The organism is Rhizobium centroccidentale (assembly GCF_030182565.1).
Classification (GTDB): Bacteria; Pseudomonadota; Alphaproteobacteria; order Rhizobiales; family Rhizobiaceae; genus Rhizobium.
In genome coordinates, this window is the sequence record NZ_JAQJCG010000022.1 from 1 (window position 1) to 16,446 (window position 16,446).

Genomic DNA, 16,446 nt, shown 5'->3' on the forward strand with positions numbered 1-16,446 from the left:
GATGAGGGGGCTATCGATTTGAATTCATGGATTTTCGTAGTCTTGGCGGGCACCCCCTCATCCGCCTGACGGCACCTTCTCCCCGCTGGGGAGAAGGGGTCAGCTGCGATTTCAGTTCATATGCGATACCCCTGCCTCGGGGAGAAGGAGAGATTGGGAAACTCAGCTTCCAGCGATGCCGAGCAGTTCGGCATCCAGCGCCTTCAGGTAACCATCGGCCAGATCAGCGCTGACGCCGAGATCATCCTGGCCATAGCGGGAGGCAACACGGATATCGACGAGCGTCGTTTCCGCCTCCTCGCGAATACGGATCAGTATGTCGCACGGCAGGCCAAAAATGCGGGTTCGCACGTCGCCCTGCAGGATGACATCGGTATTCTGGCGGATGAGTTCCGCCACTCCATCACGGAAGGGACGTGGCGTCGGCACGGGAACGATGGCGGGCACATCTCCGGCTGCGCTGTCATCCTGGGCTGGATTGACGGTCTGCGGGCGTCCACGCCGCTTCGGCCTCACATTGCCATTCGGATCGGCCACATCGGCGCCTTCGGCCTTGACGATGGTGATGTGATAATCATGCGCGACCTTGCGCACCGCCTCCAGAACACGGTCGGCAGCGCCCTCGTAGCGGCGGCTGATCAAAGCGGGATAGGCATCGAACTGCGCCTCGCGTTCCTGCTGCGTCACCAGATGGCGCGGCGGCAGCCACAGCTGCCGCGCATCCGGTGTTGCCAGCCATTCCGGCGGATCGTTGAGATCGGTCGAAATCTCGTAGATATGCGGCCGGGTCCAGTAGCGCTCGGCACCGAAGCCGAAAATGGCAAGCGGCAGGGCGGCATAGATGAGAGCCTTGACGGCGGAGACGCCGCCGATGGCGGCACTCTGCCAAAGCTGAGCAAGGCCGACCAGCGCAAGCAGCACCGCCAGAATGGCACAGCCGGCGGAAATCAGGAGCAGCAGAACGAAGTAAGGCGTTTCCAGCGGCGCGAAGCGATGGCCGATCAGGGTCACCCCGCAGAGCACCAAGGCAAACGAAGCAATCAGACGCGCGGCGCGGGCGGCATGTGAAACGGGACGGTCGAAGCGAATGGTCATCAAGGGCTCGTCGGCGCGTCGGATCGGAAGCCGGACGCACCGAATCCCAAAATACGACCTATGTTTAGATCAAGAAACGGCGAAAATAAATCGAATGTCACGGCACCAACACGCAATGTTCTCTCGAGGCTGAAACCAGTAACGCCTAAAGCGCGTCGCGATCTCTGAGATTCGCTCCTCGCGCTTTAGGCCCTCGTTTCTTCGCATGACGTTATCGCAAAACCGCTACGCACTTTTGCGCGCCATGCTTTAGACCAAAAACGTGAGCGCTTGCTTAAATTCCTAAAAAAGGCCATTCTTTAGCGTTTTATCGAGGCTTCGAAAGGACTTGATGAGATGGAACCGATGCTTTCTCAAGACGTCGCTGCCAAGGCACTGCCGGGCGCGGCAATTGCCGGAGCCGATACGAGCGACCCGATTCTGCCGTTGGAACTCCTGGAGCTGGAGCTTTCGCTCGAAGGTTTTTCCGGCGGGGAACCGGGCTTTTGCGAGGCCGTGCGGCACGCCGCCTCGGCGGTGCACGGCGATTTCCTCTTCGATCTCCCCGCAGCAGGACTGATCTCCGATTGCCGGAGGCTGGCCGTCATCCGGATTCCCGAAAGCGATGCGACGATGCGCACGCTCTTTGCCGCGCTGGACGAGGATGGCGCGGAAATCCGTTTGCTGCAGCCGGACGAAGAGACCGAACACCTGTTACGTTTCGCCGATGCCTTCGTCGATCTCTTGCAAAGGCTGCCGGCAAAGCCCAAGGAAGCAGCGTAAGCTATCCGGCCTACGGTGCAATACGCCTTTCGCGCCATGCCGCGCGGCACTATAGTTCGTGCCTGCACATCAGCATCCAGGACACAAAGTCATGCGTATCGCCGCCTCCATCCTTTCCCTCCTCACCATCACGCTTGCGCTCTCCTCCTGCCAGACTGCCGAGGAAATACGCGCGGCTGACGAGGCGAGATGCAGTGGCTACGGCTTCAGGCCAGGCACCCAAAACTTCGCTAATTGCCTGATGAATCAGGATCTTAGCCGGCGGGCGGACCAGCGGGCTTTCATGGAAAGCAACGATGATTTCTTCTGGGGTCCGACAATCGTGGTCGGCGGCCCGGGATATCACCGTGGCTACTGGCGCCGCTGACCTCAAGAAAATCAGGCTCGCCCTTTGATTGCCGCCTGGGCTGCGGCTAACCGCGCGATCGGCACGCGGAAGGGGGAACAGGACACGTAGTCCAGCCCGATATCCTCGCAGAAATGGATCGAGGCGGGATCGCCGCCATGCTCACCGCAGATACCGAGCTTCATGTCGTTGCGCGTGCGGCGGCCACGCTCCGACGCGATGCGGATGAGCTCGCCGACCCCATCGAAATCGAGCGAGATGAAAGGATCGTGCTCGATGATGCCCTTGCGCTGATATGTCGGGATGAAGGCGGCAGCGTCATCGCGCGACATGCCGAATGTCGTCTGCGTCAGGTCGTTCGTGCCGAAAGAGAAGAATTCGGCCGCTTCGGCGATGATATGAGCCCGCAAGGCCGCGCGCGGCAGTTCGATCATCGTGCCGACGAGATAGTCGATCTTCATCTTCGCCTCAGTCATGACGGCACGCGCCACCTCGTCGATGCGAGCCTTGACGTAATCCAGCTCCGAGCGCAAGCCAACGAGCGGCACCATGATTTCGGGCACGACCGCCGCCCCTGTCTCGCGTGCGGCAAGGACCGCCGCCTCGAAGATCGCGCGGGCCTGCATTTCGACGATCTCCGGATAGGAAATCGCCAGGCGGCAGCCGCGATGGCCAAGCATGGGATTGAACTCGTGCAGTGCATCCACCCGCTGGCGCAGCGCGGAGGGCTCCATGCCCATGATCCCGGCCACTTCGGCGATTTCCTCATCCGTCTTCGGCAGGAATTCGTGCAGCGGCGGATCGAGCAGGCGGATCGTCACCGGCAAACCGTGCATGATGGTGAACAAGCCGGTGAAATCGAGCCGCTGCATCGGCATGAGCTTGGCAAGGGCTGCTCGGCGGCCCGCTTCATCCTCCGCAAGGATCATCTCTCGCATCACATGGATGCGATCGCCCTCGAAGAACATATGCTCTGTACGGCAAAGGCCGATACCTTCGGCGCCGAAGGAACGAGCCGCACGGGCGTCGGCAGGCGTGTCGGCATTGGTGCGCACAGTCATGCGGCGCGAACGGTCCGCCCAGGCCATGATACGCCCGAAATCGCCTGACAATTCCGGCTGGATCATCGGCACTTCGCCCTTGAGGACCTGGCCGGTAGAGCCGTCGATCGTGACGATATCGCCCCTCTTCAAGATGACGCCAATGCCGATCAGCTTTTCATTGCGCATGTCGATGCGCATGGTTCCGGCGCCGACGACGCAGGGAATGCCCATGCCGCGGGCAACGACGGCCGCATGGCTGGTCATGCCGCCGCGGGTGGTCAGGATCGCCTCGGCGGCATGCATGCCGTGAATGTCTTCCGGGCTCGTTTCGATGCGCACGAGAATGGCTTTGCGGCCCTCTTCTTCGGCAATGATCGCCTCTTCGGCGGTGAAGACGATTTCGCCCGTCGCAGCACCCGGCGATGCGGGCAGGCCGGAACCGATCACCTCGCGCCGGACGCGCGGGTCTATCGTCGGATGCAAAAGCTGGTCCAGCGACGTCGGATCGATGCGGGAAACAGCTTCGTGTTCGGTAATCAGCCCCTCGTCGACCATGTCGACGGCGATCTTCATCGCCGCCTTGGTGGTTCGCTTGGCATTGCGGGTCTGCAGCATCCAAAGCTTGCCGCGCTCGATGGTGAACTCCAGATCCTGCACGTCGCGGTAATGCGCTTCCAGCTGTGCGCAGATGCTGCGGAACTCGGCAAAGGCTTCAGGCATCAGCTTTTCCATCGACGGCTTATCGTAGCCGGAGGCGATGCGGGCGATTTCGGTAATGCTTTGCGGCGTGCGGATGCCGGCAACGACATCCTCCCCCTGCGCATTGACGAGGAATTCGCCGTAAAGCTCTTTTTCCCCAGTCGATGGATTGCGTGTAAAGGCAACGCCTGTCGCGGACGAATTGCCGAGATTGCCGAACACCATCGCCTGAATGTTGACGGCGGTTCCCCACGCCTCGGGAATATTGTGCAATTGGCGATAGGTGACGGCGCGGGCGTTCATCCAGCTGGCAAAAACGGCACCGACGGCGCCCCAGAGCTGAACCTCCGGCTCCTGCGGGAAAGCTTCGCCCAATTCTTCCTCGATGACGCTCTTGTAGATCGAGACGACGTGCTGCCATTCGACGGCGGTGAGATCGGTATCGAACTCATGGCCGAACCGCGCCTTTTCATCCTCGAGGATCTCTTCGAAGACTTCGTTGTCGAGACCCATGACGACATCGGCATACATCTGGATGAAGCGGCGGTAGCTGTCCCAGGCAAACCGTGCGTCGCCGGCATCGTGGCCAAGTGCCTGCACCGTAGCGTCGTTGAGGCCGAGATTGAGGACGGTATCCATCATGCCCGGCATCGAGGCGCGGCCGCCGGAACGCACGGATACCAGTAGCGGTCGTTCTGTATCGCCGAACTTGCGTCCGGTGACGGCCTCCATCCGCTGGAGACCTCGCATGACCTGCGGCTTCAGCTCTTCAGGGATTTTGCGCCCGTTCTTGTAATAGAAGGTGCAGACTTCGCTGACGATCGTCAGGCCCGGCGGAACCGGCAGGCCGAGATTGCACATTTCCGCAAGATTAGCGCCCTTACCGCCGAGCCGTTCAAAATCGCCGGCGCCCCCCTCGGCCTTGCCGTCGCCGAATGTGTAGACCCAATTCGTCATCGTCTCCGTCCAACTCCTCCGGTTGAACTTAATTCACTGCAGCACAAATGAAAATCGACAAATACGGCAAAATGTTGCACTGCACAATAAATATGACCTGAATGCTCCCGATTTCAATCGATTGATCGAAATCGGGAGCTTCCGGAGCATCCATAGCAACTAATGAGGGTAGCCCTGCGGCTCGCGCTGGGCCAGAATCTTGTCGATGCGCATGCCGTCGAGATCGACAATCTCAAAATGCCATTCGCCGAAGGAGAAGCTTTCGCCCACCTCGGGCAGATGGCCGAGCTGGTAGAGGGCAAAGCCCGCGAGCGTATGGAAATTGACCTCTTCCTCGCTGAAGCGCAGGCCCAGGCGCGCGAAGGCATCATAGACGGGCATCATGCCTTCCATCAGCAGCGATCCGTCGGCGCGCTCGACGACATCGGGCGTGTCGTTGTCCATATCGGGCAGATCGCCGGCGATCGCTTCCAGCAGATCCGTCTGGGTGACGATGCCTTCCAGACTGCCATATTCGTCGATGACCATGGCGAGGCGGACCGGCGCGCGCTTGAAGTTTTCCAGCACCTTGAACACGGCCGTGGATTCGTGAACGACCAGCGGCTGGCGGATGACGGCCATCGGGTTCAGAGGTTCGCCGTTCAGAAGCTGGTCGAGCAGATCCTTCTTCAGGATCATGCCGATCGGCTCGTCGATAGAGCCGCGTCCGACGAGAAGCTGCTCGAAACGGCTTTCGCGAATGGTCTTCTGCACTTCCTCCGGCGGATCGTCGGCATCGATCCATTCGACCTCGAGCCGCGGCGTCATGATGTCAGAGACATCGCGGTCGCCGATATTGAAGACGCGCTCGACCAGATCCTGCTGCGCCTGTTCCAACAGGCCGGCCTCCTGGCTTTCAGCGATCAGGAGCTTGATCTCGGCTGGCGAATGCAACGAACCCTCGCCGGCACCAGGGCGCAGACCGAAAAGGCGGAGCACGAGATTGCCGAGACCGTTGAGCACGGTGATGGCCGGACGCAGCAGGAAAAGAAACAGTCCGAGCGGGCGCACGACGCCGAGCGCGGTGCCTTCGCTGCGCTGCAATGCCAGGCTCTTCGGCGCAAGCTCGCCAAGCACGATATGAAGCGCGGTGATGATGATGAAGGAAATGGCGACGGCGATCGCGTGCGATCCGGCCGCGGCCCATGTTCCGGGGAGAAAATCGAGCAGCGGCTCCAGCAGATGAGCAAGGGCCGGTTCGCCGACCCAACCAAGGGCGAGCGAAGAAATCGTGATGCCGAGCTGCGTGGCCGCCAGGTTGGCGTCGAGATTATCGACCGCCTTCTGCAGCGCCTTGGCGTTCATGCGCCCTTCGGCAACGAGCTCCGTCACACGGCTGCGGCGAACGGAAACCAGGGAGAACTCGGCCGCAACGAAAAAGCCGTTGGCAGCGACGAGGAGCAATACGGCAAGTATTCCGAGAACATCGAAAATACCGCCAGTCGAGTCAGACATACGTCCCTTCCGGGCGGATCAGCGCCCATGTTGTTGATCGAAAAACAAAACTAGCACGCTTTCATGATGCGCGGCAGCCGACGCAACAATTTCTTGTCGAAACGGGAACAGTTTTCTCAATCCAGGCGTGGAACGGCACTCAAGCGATTTCGCGCAGCCGTTCGGCGGTCTGCAGATCGACGGAGACGAGTTGCGAGACGCCCTGCTCCGCCATGGTGACGCCGAAGAGGCGATCCATGCGGGCCATGGTGATGGGATTGTGGGTGATGACCACGAAGCGTGTCTCCGTGGAGGCCGCCATCTCGTCCATGAGGTTGCAGTAGCGCTCGACATTGTGGTCGTCGAGCGGCGCATCCACTTCGTCCAGAACGCAGATCGGCGCGGGATTGGTGAGGAACACCGCGAAGATCAGTGCCATGGCCGTCAGCGCCTGCTCGCCGCCGGAAAGCAGCGTCATGGTCTGCGGCTTCTTGCCTGGCGGACGGGCGAGAATTTCGAGACCTGCCTCCAGCGGGTCGTCCGACTCGATGAGCTGCAGTTCGGCCGTGCCGCCGCCGAAAAGATGAGTGAACAGCCGCTGGAACTGCGCATTGACGATGTCGAAGGCGACGATCAGACGTTCGCGGCCCTCGCGGTTGAGGCTCTGGATCGCGCCGCGCAGCTTCCGGATGGCGTCGATGACGTCATCGCGCTCCTTGATCAGCGCCTGCAGCCGCTCCGTTAGCTCCTTGCTCTCCTCCTCGGCGCGCAGGTTGACGGCACCGAGGCGCTCGCGTTCGATCTTCAGGCGCTCCAGCTCGCGCTCGACCTCGCGGAGGTCAGGCATGTTTTGCGATGCTGAAAGGCCGGTCAGGCGCATGGCTTCATGCGGCTCGACATTCAGGGACTGGCGTATGCGCAATTCGCTTTCCTGCCGACGCTCACGCGCCGAGACCAGCCGCTCCTCGACACGGCCGCGCTTTTCCCGGCTTTCGGCAAGCTCGGAGAGTGCCGTCGCCGCATGGCGATCGGCTTCGCGCTGGATGCCTTCGGCTTCGGCAAGGCGATCGGCGGCCTGGCGGCGGCCATCCTCGGCCTTCTGCAACTCGTTCATCAAGGCGCGACGCTTGTCGTCGAACTCATCGGGTGCCAAATCGAGTTCGGCCGCCTCCTCGCGCGCTTCCTCTTCACGGTCGCGCAGCGTCTGAATGTGCTCGTCGGCGCTGGCCGCACGCTGGCGCCAGGTGTCGCGCTCCTGGCGGATCGCAAGGATACGACGTTGCCGGGCCTCGTTTTCGCGATTCAGACCCTCATGGCGGGCGCGGGCTTCGGCCAGAACGCCGCGATCCGTCGCAACTTCGGCCTGCTGGTCACGCAGTTTCAGGTCGATGGCGTCGAGGTTCGGCGCATCCTCCAGCTCGATGCGGGCATTTTCATCCTGCATGGCCACATCTTCCAACTGCTCCTGCAGGCGGCTGACGGCCTCGACGATCACGTCGCGACGGCGGATGAGGTCGCCCGAAGCACGTTCCGCGGCGGCAAGCGCTTCGCGCGCCTCGGCCAGATGCCGGGCGGCAAGGCGGCTGGCGTCGCGGGCGGTCGCCAAACGGCCCTCTTCACCCCGGATCGCATCGGCGGCGGCCGAAAGGCGCTCTTCGGCCTCGACAAGCACATCGCGGGCGAGCTCGGCTTCGGCCTCCAGCTCGGAAAGGCGATTCTTCTGGGCGAGCCGCAAGGCAGCCGCACTCGGCGCATCTGCGCCGGTGACGTGACCGTCCCAGCGGAACACGGCGCCATCCCTGGTCACCAGCCGCTGTCCCGGCTTCAGCTCGGGCATGAGCCGCAGCGCATCTTCCACCGAGACAATGCCGATCTGGCGCAGACGGCGCGTCAGTGCCGCCGGCGCGCCGACATGGGTAATCAGCGGCGCGGCACCTTCCGGCAAGGCCGGATCGTTGGCACCGCTGCCATTGTCCGACCAATAGACGGGTGCCTCGGAATTGAGCGAGGATTCCAGATCATCGCCAAGTGCTGCGCCAAGCGCCGTTTCGAAGCCACGGTCGACACGCAGCTCTTCGGCAACAGGCGAAAAGGCACCGGACGTATCGCCCGCCGCCAACATCTTGGAAATGGTCCGCGCCTCGGTTTCCAGCGCATTCAGACGCGCCCGCGCCTGCTCCACCGGGCCACGCGACAGCGCCTCGGTTTCGCGCGCCTTGGCAAGAACGGCTTCGACGCGCTGGATCTCGCCTTCCGCATCCGCGACGACGTTTTCCGCCGCCTCGACCATGTCACGCTTTTCGCTCGGGTCCGGCAGATCGGCCATCTTTTCGTCGATAGCGGCAAGCTCGCGGTTCGCTTCATCGGCCTGACGTTCCAGCCGCATCTTGCGATCGGCCAGATCACGGATGGCGCGCTCCAGCTGGTTGCGGGCGGCAGCGGCTTCGGCCCGTTCTGCGGTCAGAACAGTAAAAATCCGCTCGCTGTCGGCGAGCTTTGTGGCCGCCTCTTCGAAGGCTAAGCGCGTTTCCTCGGCGAGCCTGCCGGAATCGGCAAGAATATCGGCGAGATCGGCTTCTTCGTCGTCGAGCTTTGTCAGAATAGTGGCATTGTCGGCGACAAGTCGCTGCTCGCGGCTGATATCCTCTGCCAATTGCGCCAGGCGACGGATCAATTCGTCCCGGCGGCGCAGGATGCGGTTGACATCCTCCTCCAGCTGAGAGCGAGCGATCTGCAGACGCTGCAGGGCAGCGGCGGCCTTTGCCTCATCCTCGCGCAGCTCCGGCAGCTTGAAGCTGGCGATGCCCTGCGCCTTTGCCGCCTCCATCTGGATCTGCGCCTTTTCGGCGACAAGCACGGTTGCCTGGTTGAGCGCGCTATCGGCCTCGGCCTCGGCTTCCTTGGCCTGCACCCAGCGGATATGCAGCAGCATGGCCTCACGGGCCCGAATCTCGGCCGAGAGCGTCTTGAAACGGTTGGCCTGCCGCGCCTGGCGCTTCAGGCTTTCGATCTGGCTTTCGAGCTGCGATGTCACGTCATCCAGTCGCTCGAGATTGCTTTCCGCGGCGCGCAGGCGCAGCTCGGCTTCATGCCGGCGCGAATGCAGGCCGGAAATGCCCGCCGCCTCTTCCAAAAGCTGCCGCCTCGCCTGGGGCTTTGCCTGGATCAGCTCACCGATACGCCCCTGCCCGACCATGGAAGGTGAACGCGCGCCGGTGGAGGCATCGGCAAACAGCAGCTGCACATCCTTGGCACGCGCTTCCTTGCCGTTGATACGATAGACCGAGCCCTGTTCGCGCTCGATACGGCGCGTCACCTGGATTTCGTCGCTGTCGTTGAAAGCGGCGGGCGCGGTGCGGTCGCTATTGTCGAGGTAGAGGCCGACTTCGGCGGTGTTGCGGGCCGGGCGGTTGCCGGATCCGGAAAAGATCACGTCGTCCATGCCGGAGGCGCGCATGTTCTTGTAGGAGTTCTCGCCCATGACCCAGCGCAGCGCTTCGACAAGATTGGACTTGCCGCAGCCGTTCGGGCCGACGACGCCGGTCAAGCCGCGCTCGATGACGAATTCCGCCGGTTCGACGAAGGATTTGAAGCCGACAAGTCTCAGTCTGTTGAACTTCATAGGCGGTGCCCTCTTCTCCCCTGCGAGGAGAAGGCCGTCCACGATGCCGGCATCGGGAGCGTGATCGCTCCAAACTCGAATTTAAAAGAGGCACTCACAGGCGCGCGACCTCGACCGCCCGCCTGTAATCGAAAAAGGCGCGGATCAGAGCAGGCTGTCGATAAGCTTCGACATGGCAGCAACAGACATGTCCCCTGCATAGCGCTTGCCATTGATCAGGAAGGTCGGCGTGGCATTGACGCCGAAATCCTTGGCTGCGCGTTCCCGTACGGAATTGACATCATCCAGAAGCTTCTGGTTCGTCAAGCATTTCGTGAAGCTATCCTCAGTAAAACCAGCGAGTTTCGACATCTGGAGCAGTGCGGCGCGGCCGTCGACATCCGGAGAGGCCCAGGCGATCTGCTGCTTGAACAGCATTTCGACCATCGGCATGTACTGTTCCTGCGGAGCGCAGCGGGCCAGCATGAAGGCTGCGGCAGCGCGCGGATCGAACGGGAATTCGCGGATGATGAAGCGAACCTTGCCGGTATCGACGTATTTCTGCTTGATCGTGTCGAAAGTCGTAACGGCAAAATGCGCGCAGTGCGGGCAGGTCAGCGACATGTATTCGACGATCTTGACAGGCGCATCTTCCTTGCCGAGCGCGATCTCCGGCAGCGGACCGGGCTTCAGCACTTCGTTCATGTCGACATTGCCGTCAGACGGCGGCACTTCGTCTTCTGCAGTTGCGGCGGATGCGGTGCCGGCAACGGCAGAGAACGCCACGGAGAGGGCTGCAACGGCAGAGCCGCCCAGCAGATGGCGTTTGGTCAAGAGCATGTCGGACATCGGCATAGAGTCACCCGTCGTTGAAAGAGGTCTTCGAATGTTTCATGCGATATAACGGCAGCTTGCCGCTAACAAGGCACGGTTGGCCAACTTTCTTCAAAGAATTGTGACCTGGCAAAGACAAAAAGCTAAAATTGTTGTCGGAATCCGTGCGGATGTATTCAAATTCAGTGTTCATCGAGCAAGGTCGATGGGATATTTTGACCGGCATAAAAGAGACGTAGAATAACGACCTCCTCGTTCTTTATATGATGAGCGGCGGTAACCCGCCGCTCAAACACCATAATGCGAACACCCGGACCTAAACTCTCGCGTTGGGGTCCTCGGGTGGCCATTGTTTTAAGTGTTTCGCACTGCTCTCGAAGCCTTCGGATAAACGACAATGCGCGGCCCGCACTGTCTTTCGCAATGAACTCATAGATGCCAATAACGTCTTCTTCGGCAAGAGCGCTGAAAGAGACCTTATATGTCACGACCCGCGGCTTTCATTCGTTCGGCATGAATTCTTTCAACTTTATCAAAAACTTCGTCCGCATCTTTGCTAGGTCGCGGATCATCAAGAGCTTCCTGGATCTTTGCACGCATTATTTGATTGATGACTTCTTCTTCACGGTCCAATGCCCTCAAAGCAGCGCGCAGAACCTCACTGGCTGAGTCGTATGCTCCGGATTCCAATCGGGCATCCACACCACGCTGCTGGTTACCCAGTGTAACCGTGATCGGCTTGCTGCTTCGCATATCCAGCTCCTCGTAAATCTCGCCCGAGTATGACAGTGTAATCAACAGAAAAGCAAGCCTGGATTATTTCCTATCGCCGCTTCCAGGCCATGGCCGTGCCAAGACGCTGCACGGCGGCCCTGATCTTCTCATCCTCGATACCGTCCATCATGTCAGCCAGCTTGCGCGCCGCCTCGCCCTTCAAGGGCGGCGGCGTGCGGGAGCGTTTGGAGGCGACCGAGACCGGCTTCTGCACGATGCGGATCTGATTGACGGCATAGAAACCGAAGAAGCTGTTGATGCGCTGGATGAGTTCGCCTTGCGCATGGGTCAGGAAGAGTGCGCGGGCCCCCTCGCAGGCGATCGTCAGCACGCCGGGCTGATAACGGTCATCCATGCCGGGGCTGGTTCGCTTTGCCCAGGCGATCTTCTCCGGCCGCGTGCAATCGGCAAAGTCCTCACCGGCGATTTCGTCCCAGCAGCCAAGCAGCGTCGTGTTGATGCCGGCGCGCTTTGCCAGCACCGGATCGACGATGCCGTTGGTCAGCTCGGATATCTGCTTTTCGCCTTTTCGGGGATAACTCATCTCAATCGGCTTCCGGTGCATGCTTTGTGCATCGCGGACCTTGATCGTCCGACGCAGCTTGGCCAAGTATAGAGCACTTCCCCTCAACGCGGCAAATCATGACCACGACTTTAGAATCCCCCACGGCCGCACGCCTGCTTGCCTGGTACGACCGACATCACCGCGACCTGCCCTGGCGGGTCTCGCCGCCGATGGCCGCGCGCGGCGTCAAGCCCGACCCCTATCGCATCTGGCTGTCGGAAGTGATGTTGCAGCAGACAACCGTGCCGGCGGTCAAATCCTATTTCGCGAAGTTCCTGGAGCGCTGGCCCACGGTCGATGATCTCGCCGCCGCTGCGAATGAAGACGTCATGGCGGCGTGGGCGGGGCTCGGCTACTACGCTCGCGCCCGCAACCTGAAGAAATGCGCCGAAGCGGTTGCAGCCGATCATGGCGGCCGCTTTCCAGACACCGAGGAAGGGCTGCGGGCGCTTCCCGGCATCGGCGATTATACATCTGCCGCCGTCGCCGCCATCGCCTTCAATCGCCAGGCGGCCGTGATGGACGGCAATGTCGAGCGCGTCATTTCCCGCCTCTATGCGATTTCGGCGCCGCTGCCCGGCGCCAAGCCGCTGATGAAGCAGAAGGTAGCGCTGCTGACGCCGGCGGACCGACCAGGCGATTTCGCCCAGGCGATGATGGATCTCGGTGCGACGATCTGCACGCCGAAGCGTCCGGTCTGCTCGCTCTGTCCCTTCAACGGCGCCTGTCAGGCGCTGGCCGGGCATGATCCCGAACGTTTCCCGGTCAAGGCAGCCAAGAAGGAGAAGCCGGTGCGCCAGGGTGCGGCCTTCGTCGCCGTCAATGACGAGGGGGAAATCTTCCTGCGCCGTCGCATTGAAAGCGGGCTGCTCGGCGGCATGACCGAGGTTCCAACGACCGGCTGGACGGCACGCATCGATGGCGAGACCGGAATTGAGGCCGCCCCCTTTCCAGCCGATTGGCAGTCGGCGGGCATGGTGATACATGTCTTCACCCATTTCGAACTGCGGCTGTCGATCTGGCGCGCGAGGTCCGTCTCATACGCGGACAACCATGACGGATGGTGGGCGCCGGTTACAAATCTTGAAGAGCAGGCACTCCCGACAGTCATGAAAAAAGCGATCACGCAGGCTATTCCCAACGCGTTCGCAAAAATGCCTTTAGAGCAAAAATCAGGAATTCATTCATGACGACGGAAATACGGCATATCGTTTTCGATATCGGCAAGGTTCTGCTGCATTACGATCCCAGCCTCCCCTATAGCCGCATCATTCCCGACGATGCCGAGCGCGAATGGTTTTTCACCAATGTGTGCACCAGCGACTGGAACATCGAGCAGGATCGCGGCCGCACATGGAGCGATGCCGAGGCGCTGCTGATCGCCGACCATCCGGAGCGCGAGGAACAGATCCGTGCCTTCCGCCAATATTGGCACGAGATGGTTCCGCATGCCTATGACGACAGCGTCGCCATTCTGGAACAGCTCATCGCGGAAGGCCGCGACGTCACCATGCTGACCAATTTCGCCTCGGACACCTTTCGCGAAGCGCAGGAGCGCTATCCCTTTCTCAAGAAGCCGCGCGGCGTGACAGTTTCCGGCGATATAGGCCTGATCAAGCCGGATGTGGCGATTTATGATACCCACGCCAAGAGCTTCGATCTCGATCCGGCCTCGACGATCTTCATCGATGATTCCTATCCGAATGTCGAAGGCGCGCGCGCTGCCGGCTGGCATGCAGTTCACTTCACCGGCGCCGAGAAGCTGCGCAGCGATCTCGCCGCCTATGGCATAAAGGTTTGAGCCGATGATCTTCGACCCTGCAGAGCGCATCGATCTGTTCCATGATGCAATCAATCGCCTCGACTATGAGGCGATCGAGAACTTCTTCGCCGAGGATGCCACCTATGTTTCGAACGGCGTCGGCAGCCTTGCCGGCCGCGCGGCGATCATGGAAGCCTTCCGCGGCTATTTCGATACCTATCCTGATCAGACGGCATCGAATTCTCTCGTGGAAACGCTGACGCCCCTGTCAGGCCGCGCCGTTTGGTCGGTCCGCGCCACCAACAGCAAGACGGGCAAGCCGCTGATCCGCGAAGGAGAGGAAACGATCACCTTCGATGAGAATGGCCGCGTCGTGCGCGTCGACGTCACGGATTATCAGGACTTCTAAAATCTGAAACTAAAGACGCGCAGGGCCTTGCCGGATAGATCGTCCGGCAAGGCCCTGCGCATTTCACCTTCTTCCCTGACTGGAGGTACACGGCGGAAGAAGGCGGATATGTTTGCGGGAAATGGCTGAAGCTACTCAACCTTGGCCAGATCGCTGCGGATAATGGCTCTCAGTTCGTCGATCGGACGCAGGGAACGGCCATCGTCGAAATGCCAGAACATCCACCCATTGCATGCATCAAGGCCCTGGACTTTCGCGCCAAGGCGATGAATGGAGCCGGCCTCGCCACCCGAGGCAACCGTGCCGTCGGCGCGAACGATGGCGCTGTAGCGGCGCTTGGCATCGGTCAGCACCTGGCCGGGCTTGATGAGACCGCTCTCGATGAGCACGTTGAACGCAACGCGCACTTCCGCCTTCTTGCCGGTCATCACAGTCAGTTCCGCCTTGCCGAGAGGCTCGACGGCCGCGATACGGGCGCTTGCCGCGTCGATATAATCCTGCTCGCGCTCGATGCCGACGAAGTGGCGGCCGAGACGCTTGGCAACGGCGCCCGTCGTGCCCGATCCGAAGAAGGGATCGAGAATGATGTCGCCGGGCTTCGACGAGGCCATGATGACACGGGCCAGCAGCGCTTCCGGCTTCTGCGTCGGATGCACCTTCTTGCCGTCATCGCCCTTCAGCCGCTCATTGCCATTGCAGATCGGGAACAGCCAGTCCGAGCGCATCTGCACATCGTCATTGGCGGCCTTCATGGCATCGTAGTTGAAGGTATAGCCCTTCGCCTTGGCGTTCGGACTCGCCCAGATCATCGTCTCATGGGCATTCTGGAAACGGCGGCCCTTGAAATTCGGCATCGGGTTGGTCTTGCGCCAGACGATGTCGTTGAGGATCCAGAAGTTCAGATCCTGGAGGGTCGCGCCAACGCGGAAGATATTGTGATAGGAGCCGATAACCCAGATCGTGCCCGTCGGCTTCAGCACGCGGCGGCAGGCGAGCAGCCAGGCGCGGGTGAAGGCATCATAGGCTTCGAAGGAGGCGAACTGGTCCCATTCGTCATCGACGGCGTCGACCAGCGACTGGTCCGGACGATGCAGCGTGCCGCCGAGCTGGAGATTATACGGCGGGTCGGCGAAGATGACGTCGACGGATTGATTGGGCAGTGCCTCAAGAGCGGCCACGCAATCGCCCTTGATGATCGTGTCGATCCAGGAACCCGGGGTTGCGGAGGTCCTGAGGTCGGCAAGCGGGAAAACTGACGCCATGTGATACTCGCTGTTACACTTACTCGGTGCTCTTAACTGAGTGTTATGGTTACCTAACTTGGTTACCAAAGACTAAAGCGGCGTCATATTTTCTGCATTCCCGACGAAGCCGCCGAGAATGCAGGCCTCGTCAAAAGGCGCTATCGCGTTGAAAGCCCTAGATTATCGTGCACTGCGTGGCTGTCGTCGGGCGCTTCTGCGCGTTCGCTCATCCCATAATCGCGAAGCACCTGCGCGACACGCAAACGATAGTCGGCAAAGACCGTCTTGCGACCCGCTTTCTGGGCGGCACGATGTGCCTCGCGGTTTCGCCATTGGCGAACGGCCGCCTCGTCGCGCCAAAAGGACAGCGACAGGAATTTACCTGGCTGGCTCAGGCTTTCGAAGCGCTCGATCGAGATAAAGCCGTCGATCGTTTCGAGTTCGGAGCGCAGCATTGCAGCAATGTCCAGATAGTGCTGACGCTCGTCGGGATGGGGAATGACTTCAAAAATGACTGCGATCATGGCGATACCCTCGGAGCGTGCGGCAACGAGACATTCTTCAGGAAAATGCGGTCTTCCTGCAAGATGAAGCGCTCGCGGCGGGCAAAATCGAGATTGGCCTGCGCCAGCGGATCGGCGGCGAGGCTCTTGCGATAGGCTTCGTAGGCGGCGAGATTTTCGATGTTGTAGATGCCGTAGGCCGTCGTCAGCGAGCCCTCGTGCGGGGCGAAATAGCCGATCAGGTCCGCGCCGTTGCGCGGGATGACCTGGCCCCAGGCCTTGCCATATTCCGCGAAGGCGTCCTGCTTGAACGGATCGATCTGATAGCGGATGAAACAGGTAATCATTGGCTTTCTCCTTTGCTGATGGGAGTGTTTTC

The 16,446-nt window shown here is 60.9% G+C and carries 16 protein-coding genes; 5 read left to right on the forward strand and 11 right to left on the reverse strand.

Features of this window, described 5'->3' with window-relative positions; translation table 11 throughout:
- Positions 1–162: 162 nt before the first annotated feature.
- Positions 163–1,095: a DUF1499 domain-containing protein gene (locus PH562_RS24045; RefSeq protein ID WP_113232087.1), complete on the reverse strand. Its 933-nt coding sequence runs from the start codon at positions 1,093–1,095 to the stop codon at positions 163–165.
- 345 nt (positions 1,096–1,440) lie between these two features.
- On the opposite strand from PH562_RS24045, the gene PH562_RS24050 reads away from it, so the two are divergent.
- Together PH562_RS24050 and PH562_RS24055 are read left to right on the forward strand one after the other, a co-directional pair.
- Entirely contained in the window at positions 1,441–1,857 is a 417-nt protein-coding gene (locus PH562_RS24050) for a hypothetical protein (RefSeq protein WP_113232100.1), read from the forward strand.
- A 91-nt stretch (positions 1,858–1,948) separates the two neighbouring features.
- On the forward strand, positions 1,949–2,224 hold the full coding sequence (locus PH562_RS24055) for a hypothetical protein (RefSeq protein ID WP_113232086.1): 276 nt from the start codon (positions 1,949–1,951) through the stop codon (positions 2,222–2,224).
- Between the two features lie 11 nt (positions 2,225–2,235).
- On the opposite strand, the gene ppdK is transcribed toward PH562_RS24055, so the two are convergent.
- The 7 genes from ppdK to PH562_RS24090 form a co-directional block, all read right to left on the reverse strand.
- Positions 2,236–4,902, reverse strand: a complete 2,667-nt coding sequence (gene ppdK, locus PH562_RS24060; RefSeq protein ID WP_285176185.1) for a pyruvate, phosphate dikinase — start codon at positions 4,900–4,902, stop codon at positions 2,236–2,238.
- A gap of 159 nt (positions 4,903–5,061) precedes the next feature.
- Positions 5,062–6,396, reverse strand: a complete 1,335-nt coding sequence (locus PH562_RS24065; protein WP_285176186.1) for a hemolysin family protein — start codon at positions 6,394–6,396, stop codon at positions 5,062–5,064.
- A gap of 139 nt (positions 6,397–6,535) precedes the next feature.
- Positions 6,536–9,997 (reverse strand): chromosome segregation protein SMC, encoded by a 3,462-nt coding sequence (gene smc / locus PH562_RS24070; protein WP_285176188.1) that lies wholly within the window; start codon positions 9,995–9,997, stop codon positions 6,536–6,538.
- A gap of 144 nt (positions 9,998–10,141) precedes the next feature.
- Positions 10,142–10,831 (reverse strand): DsbA family protein, encoded by a 690-nt coding sequence (locus PH562_RS24075; protein ID WP_069613791.1) that lies wholly within the window; start codon positions 10,829–10,831, stop codon positions 10,142–10,144.
- 161 nt (positions 10,832–10,992) lie between these two features.
- Positions 10,993–11,298 carry a type II toxin-antitoxin system RelE/ParE family toxin gene (locus tag PH562_RS24080; protein WP_285176190.1) on the reverse strand — a complete coding sequence of 102 codons (306 nt, stop codon included), beginning with the start codon at positions 11,296–11,298 and terminating at the stop codon, positions 10,993–10,995.
- On the reverse strand, positions 11,288–11,563 hold the full coding sequence (locus tag PH562_RS24085) for a type II toxin-antitoxin system ParD family antitoxin (protein ID WP_113232099.1): 276 nt from the start codon (positions 11,561–11,563) through the stop codon (positions 11,288–11,290). The genes PH562_RS24080 and PH562_RS24085 overlap by 11 nt, the downstream gene beginning before the upstream one ends.
- A 70-nt stretch (positions 11,564–11,633) precedes the next feature.
- On the reverse strand, positions 11,634–12,128 hold the full coding sequence (locus PH562_RS24090) for a DUF721 domain-containing protein (protein ID WP_285176192.1): 495 nt from the start codon (positions 12,126–12,128) through the stop codon (positions 11,634–11,636).
- Between the two features lie 98 nt (positions 12,129–12,226).
- On the opposite strand from PH562_RS24090, the gene mutY reads away from it, so the two are divergent.
- The 3 genes from mutY to PH562_RS24105 are packed head-to-tail and all read left to right on the forward strand — an operon-like array spanning position 12,227 to position 14,320.
- Positions 12,227–13,339 (forward strand): A/G-specific adenine glycosylase, encoded by a 1,113-nt coding sequence (gene mutY, locus PH562_RS24095; RefSeq protein ID WP_285176193.1) that lies wholly within the window; start codon positions 12,227–12,229, stop codon positions 13,337–13,339.
- Positions 13,336–13,950: an HAD family hydrolase gene (locus PH562_RS24100; RefSeq protein ID WP_285176195.1), complete on the forward strand. Its 615-nt coding sequence runs from the start codon at positions 13,336–13,338 to the stop codon at positions 13,948–13,950. The genes mutY and PH562_RS24100 overlap by 4 nt, the downstream gene beginning before the upstream one ends.
- Positions 13,951–13,954: 4 nt before the next feature.
- Positions 13,955–14,320, forward strand: a complete 366-nt coding sequence (locus PH562_RS24105) for a nuclear transport factor 2 family protein (RefSeq protein ID WP_113232079.1) — start codon at positions 13,955–13,957, stop codon at positions 14,318–14,320.
- Between the two features lie 131 nt (positions 14,321–14,451).
- On the opposite strand, the gene PH562_RS24110 is transcribed toward PH562_RS24105, so the two are convergent.
- The 3 genes from PH562_RS24110 to PH562_RS24120 form a co-directional block, all read right to left on the reverse strand.
- Positions 14,452–15,582 (reverse strand): site-specific DNA-methyltransferase, encoded by a 1,131-nt coding sequence (locus tag PH562_RS24110; protein WP_285176197.1) that lies wholly within the window; start codon positions 15,580–15,582, stop codon positions 14,452–14,454.
- A 140-nt stretch (positions 15,583–15,722) separates the two neighbouring features.
- Positions 15,723–16,088, reverse strand: a complete 366-nt coding sequence (locus PH562_RS24115) for an antibiotic biosynthesis monooxygenase family protein (protein WP_285176199.1) — start codon at positions 16,086–16,088, stop codon at positions 15,723–15,725.
- Entirely contained in the window at positions 16,085–16,414 is a 330-nt protein-coding gene (locus PH562_RS24120) for an NIPSNAP family protein (RefSeq protein WP_285176200.1), read from the reverse strand. The genes PH562_RS24115 and PH562_RS24120 overlap by 4 nt, the downstream gene beginning before the upstream one ends.
- Between the last annotated feature and the right edge of the window lie 32 nt (positions 16,415–16,446).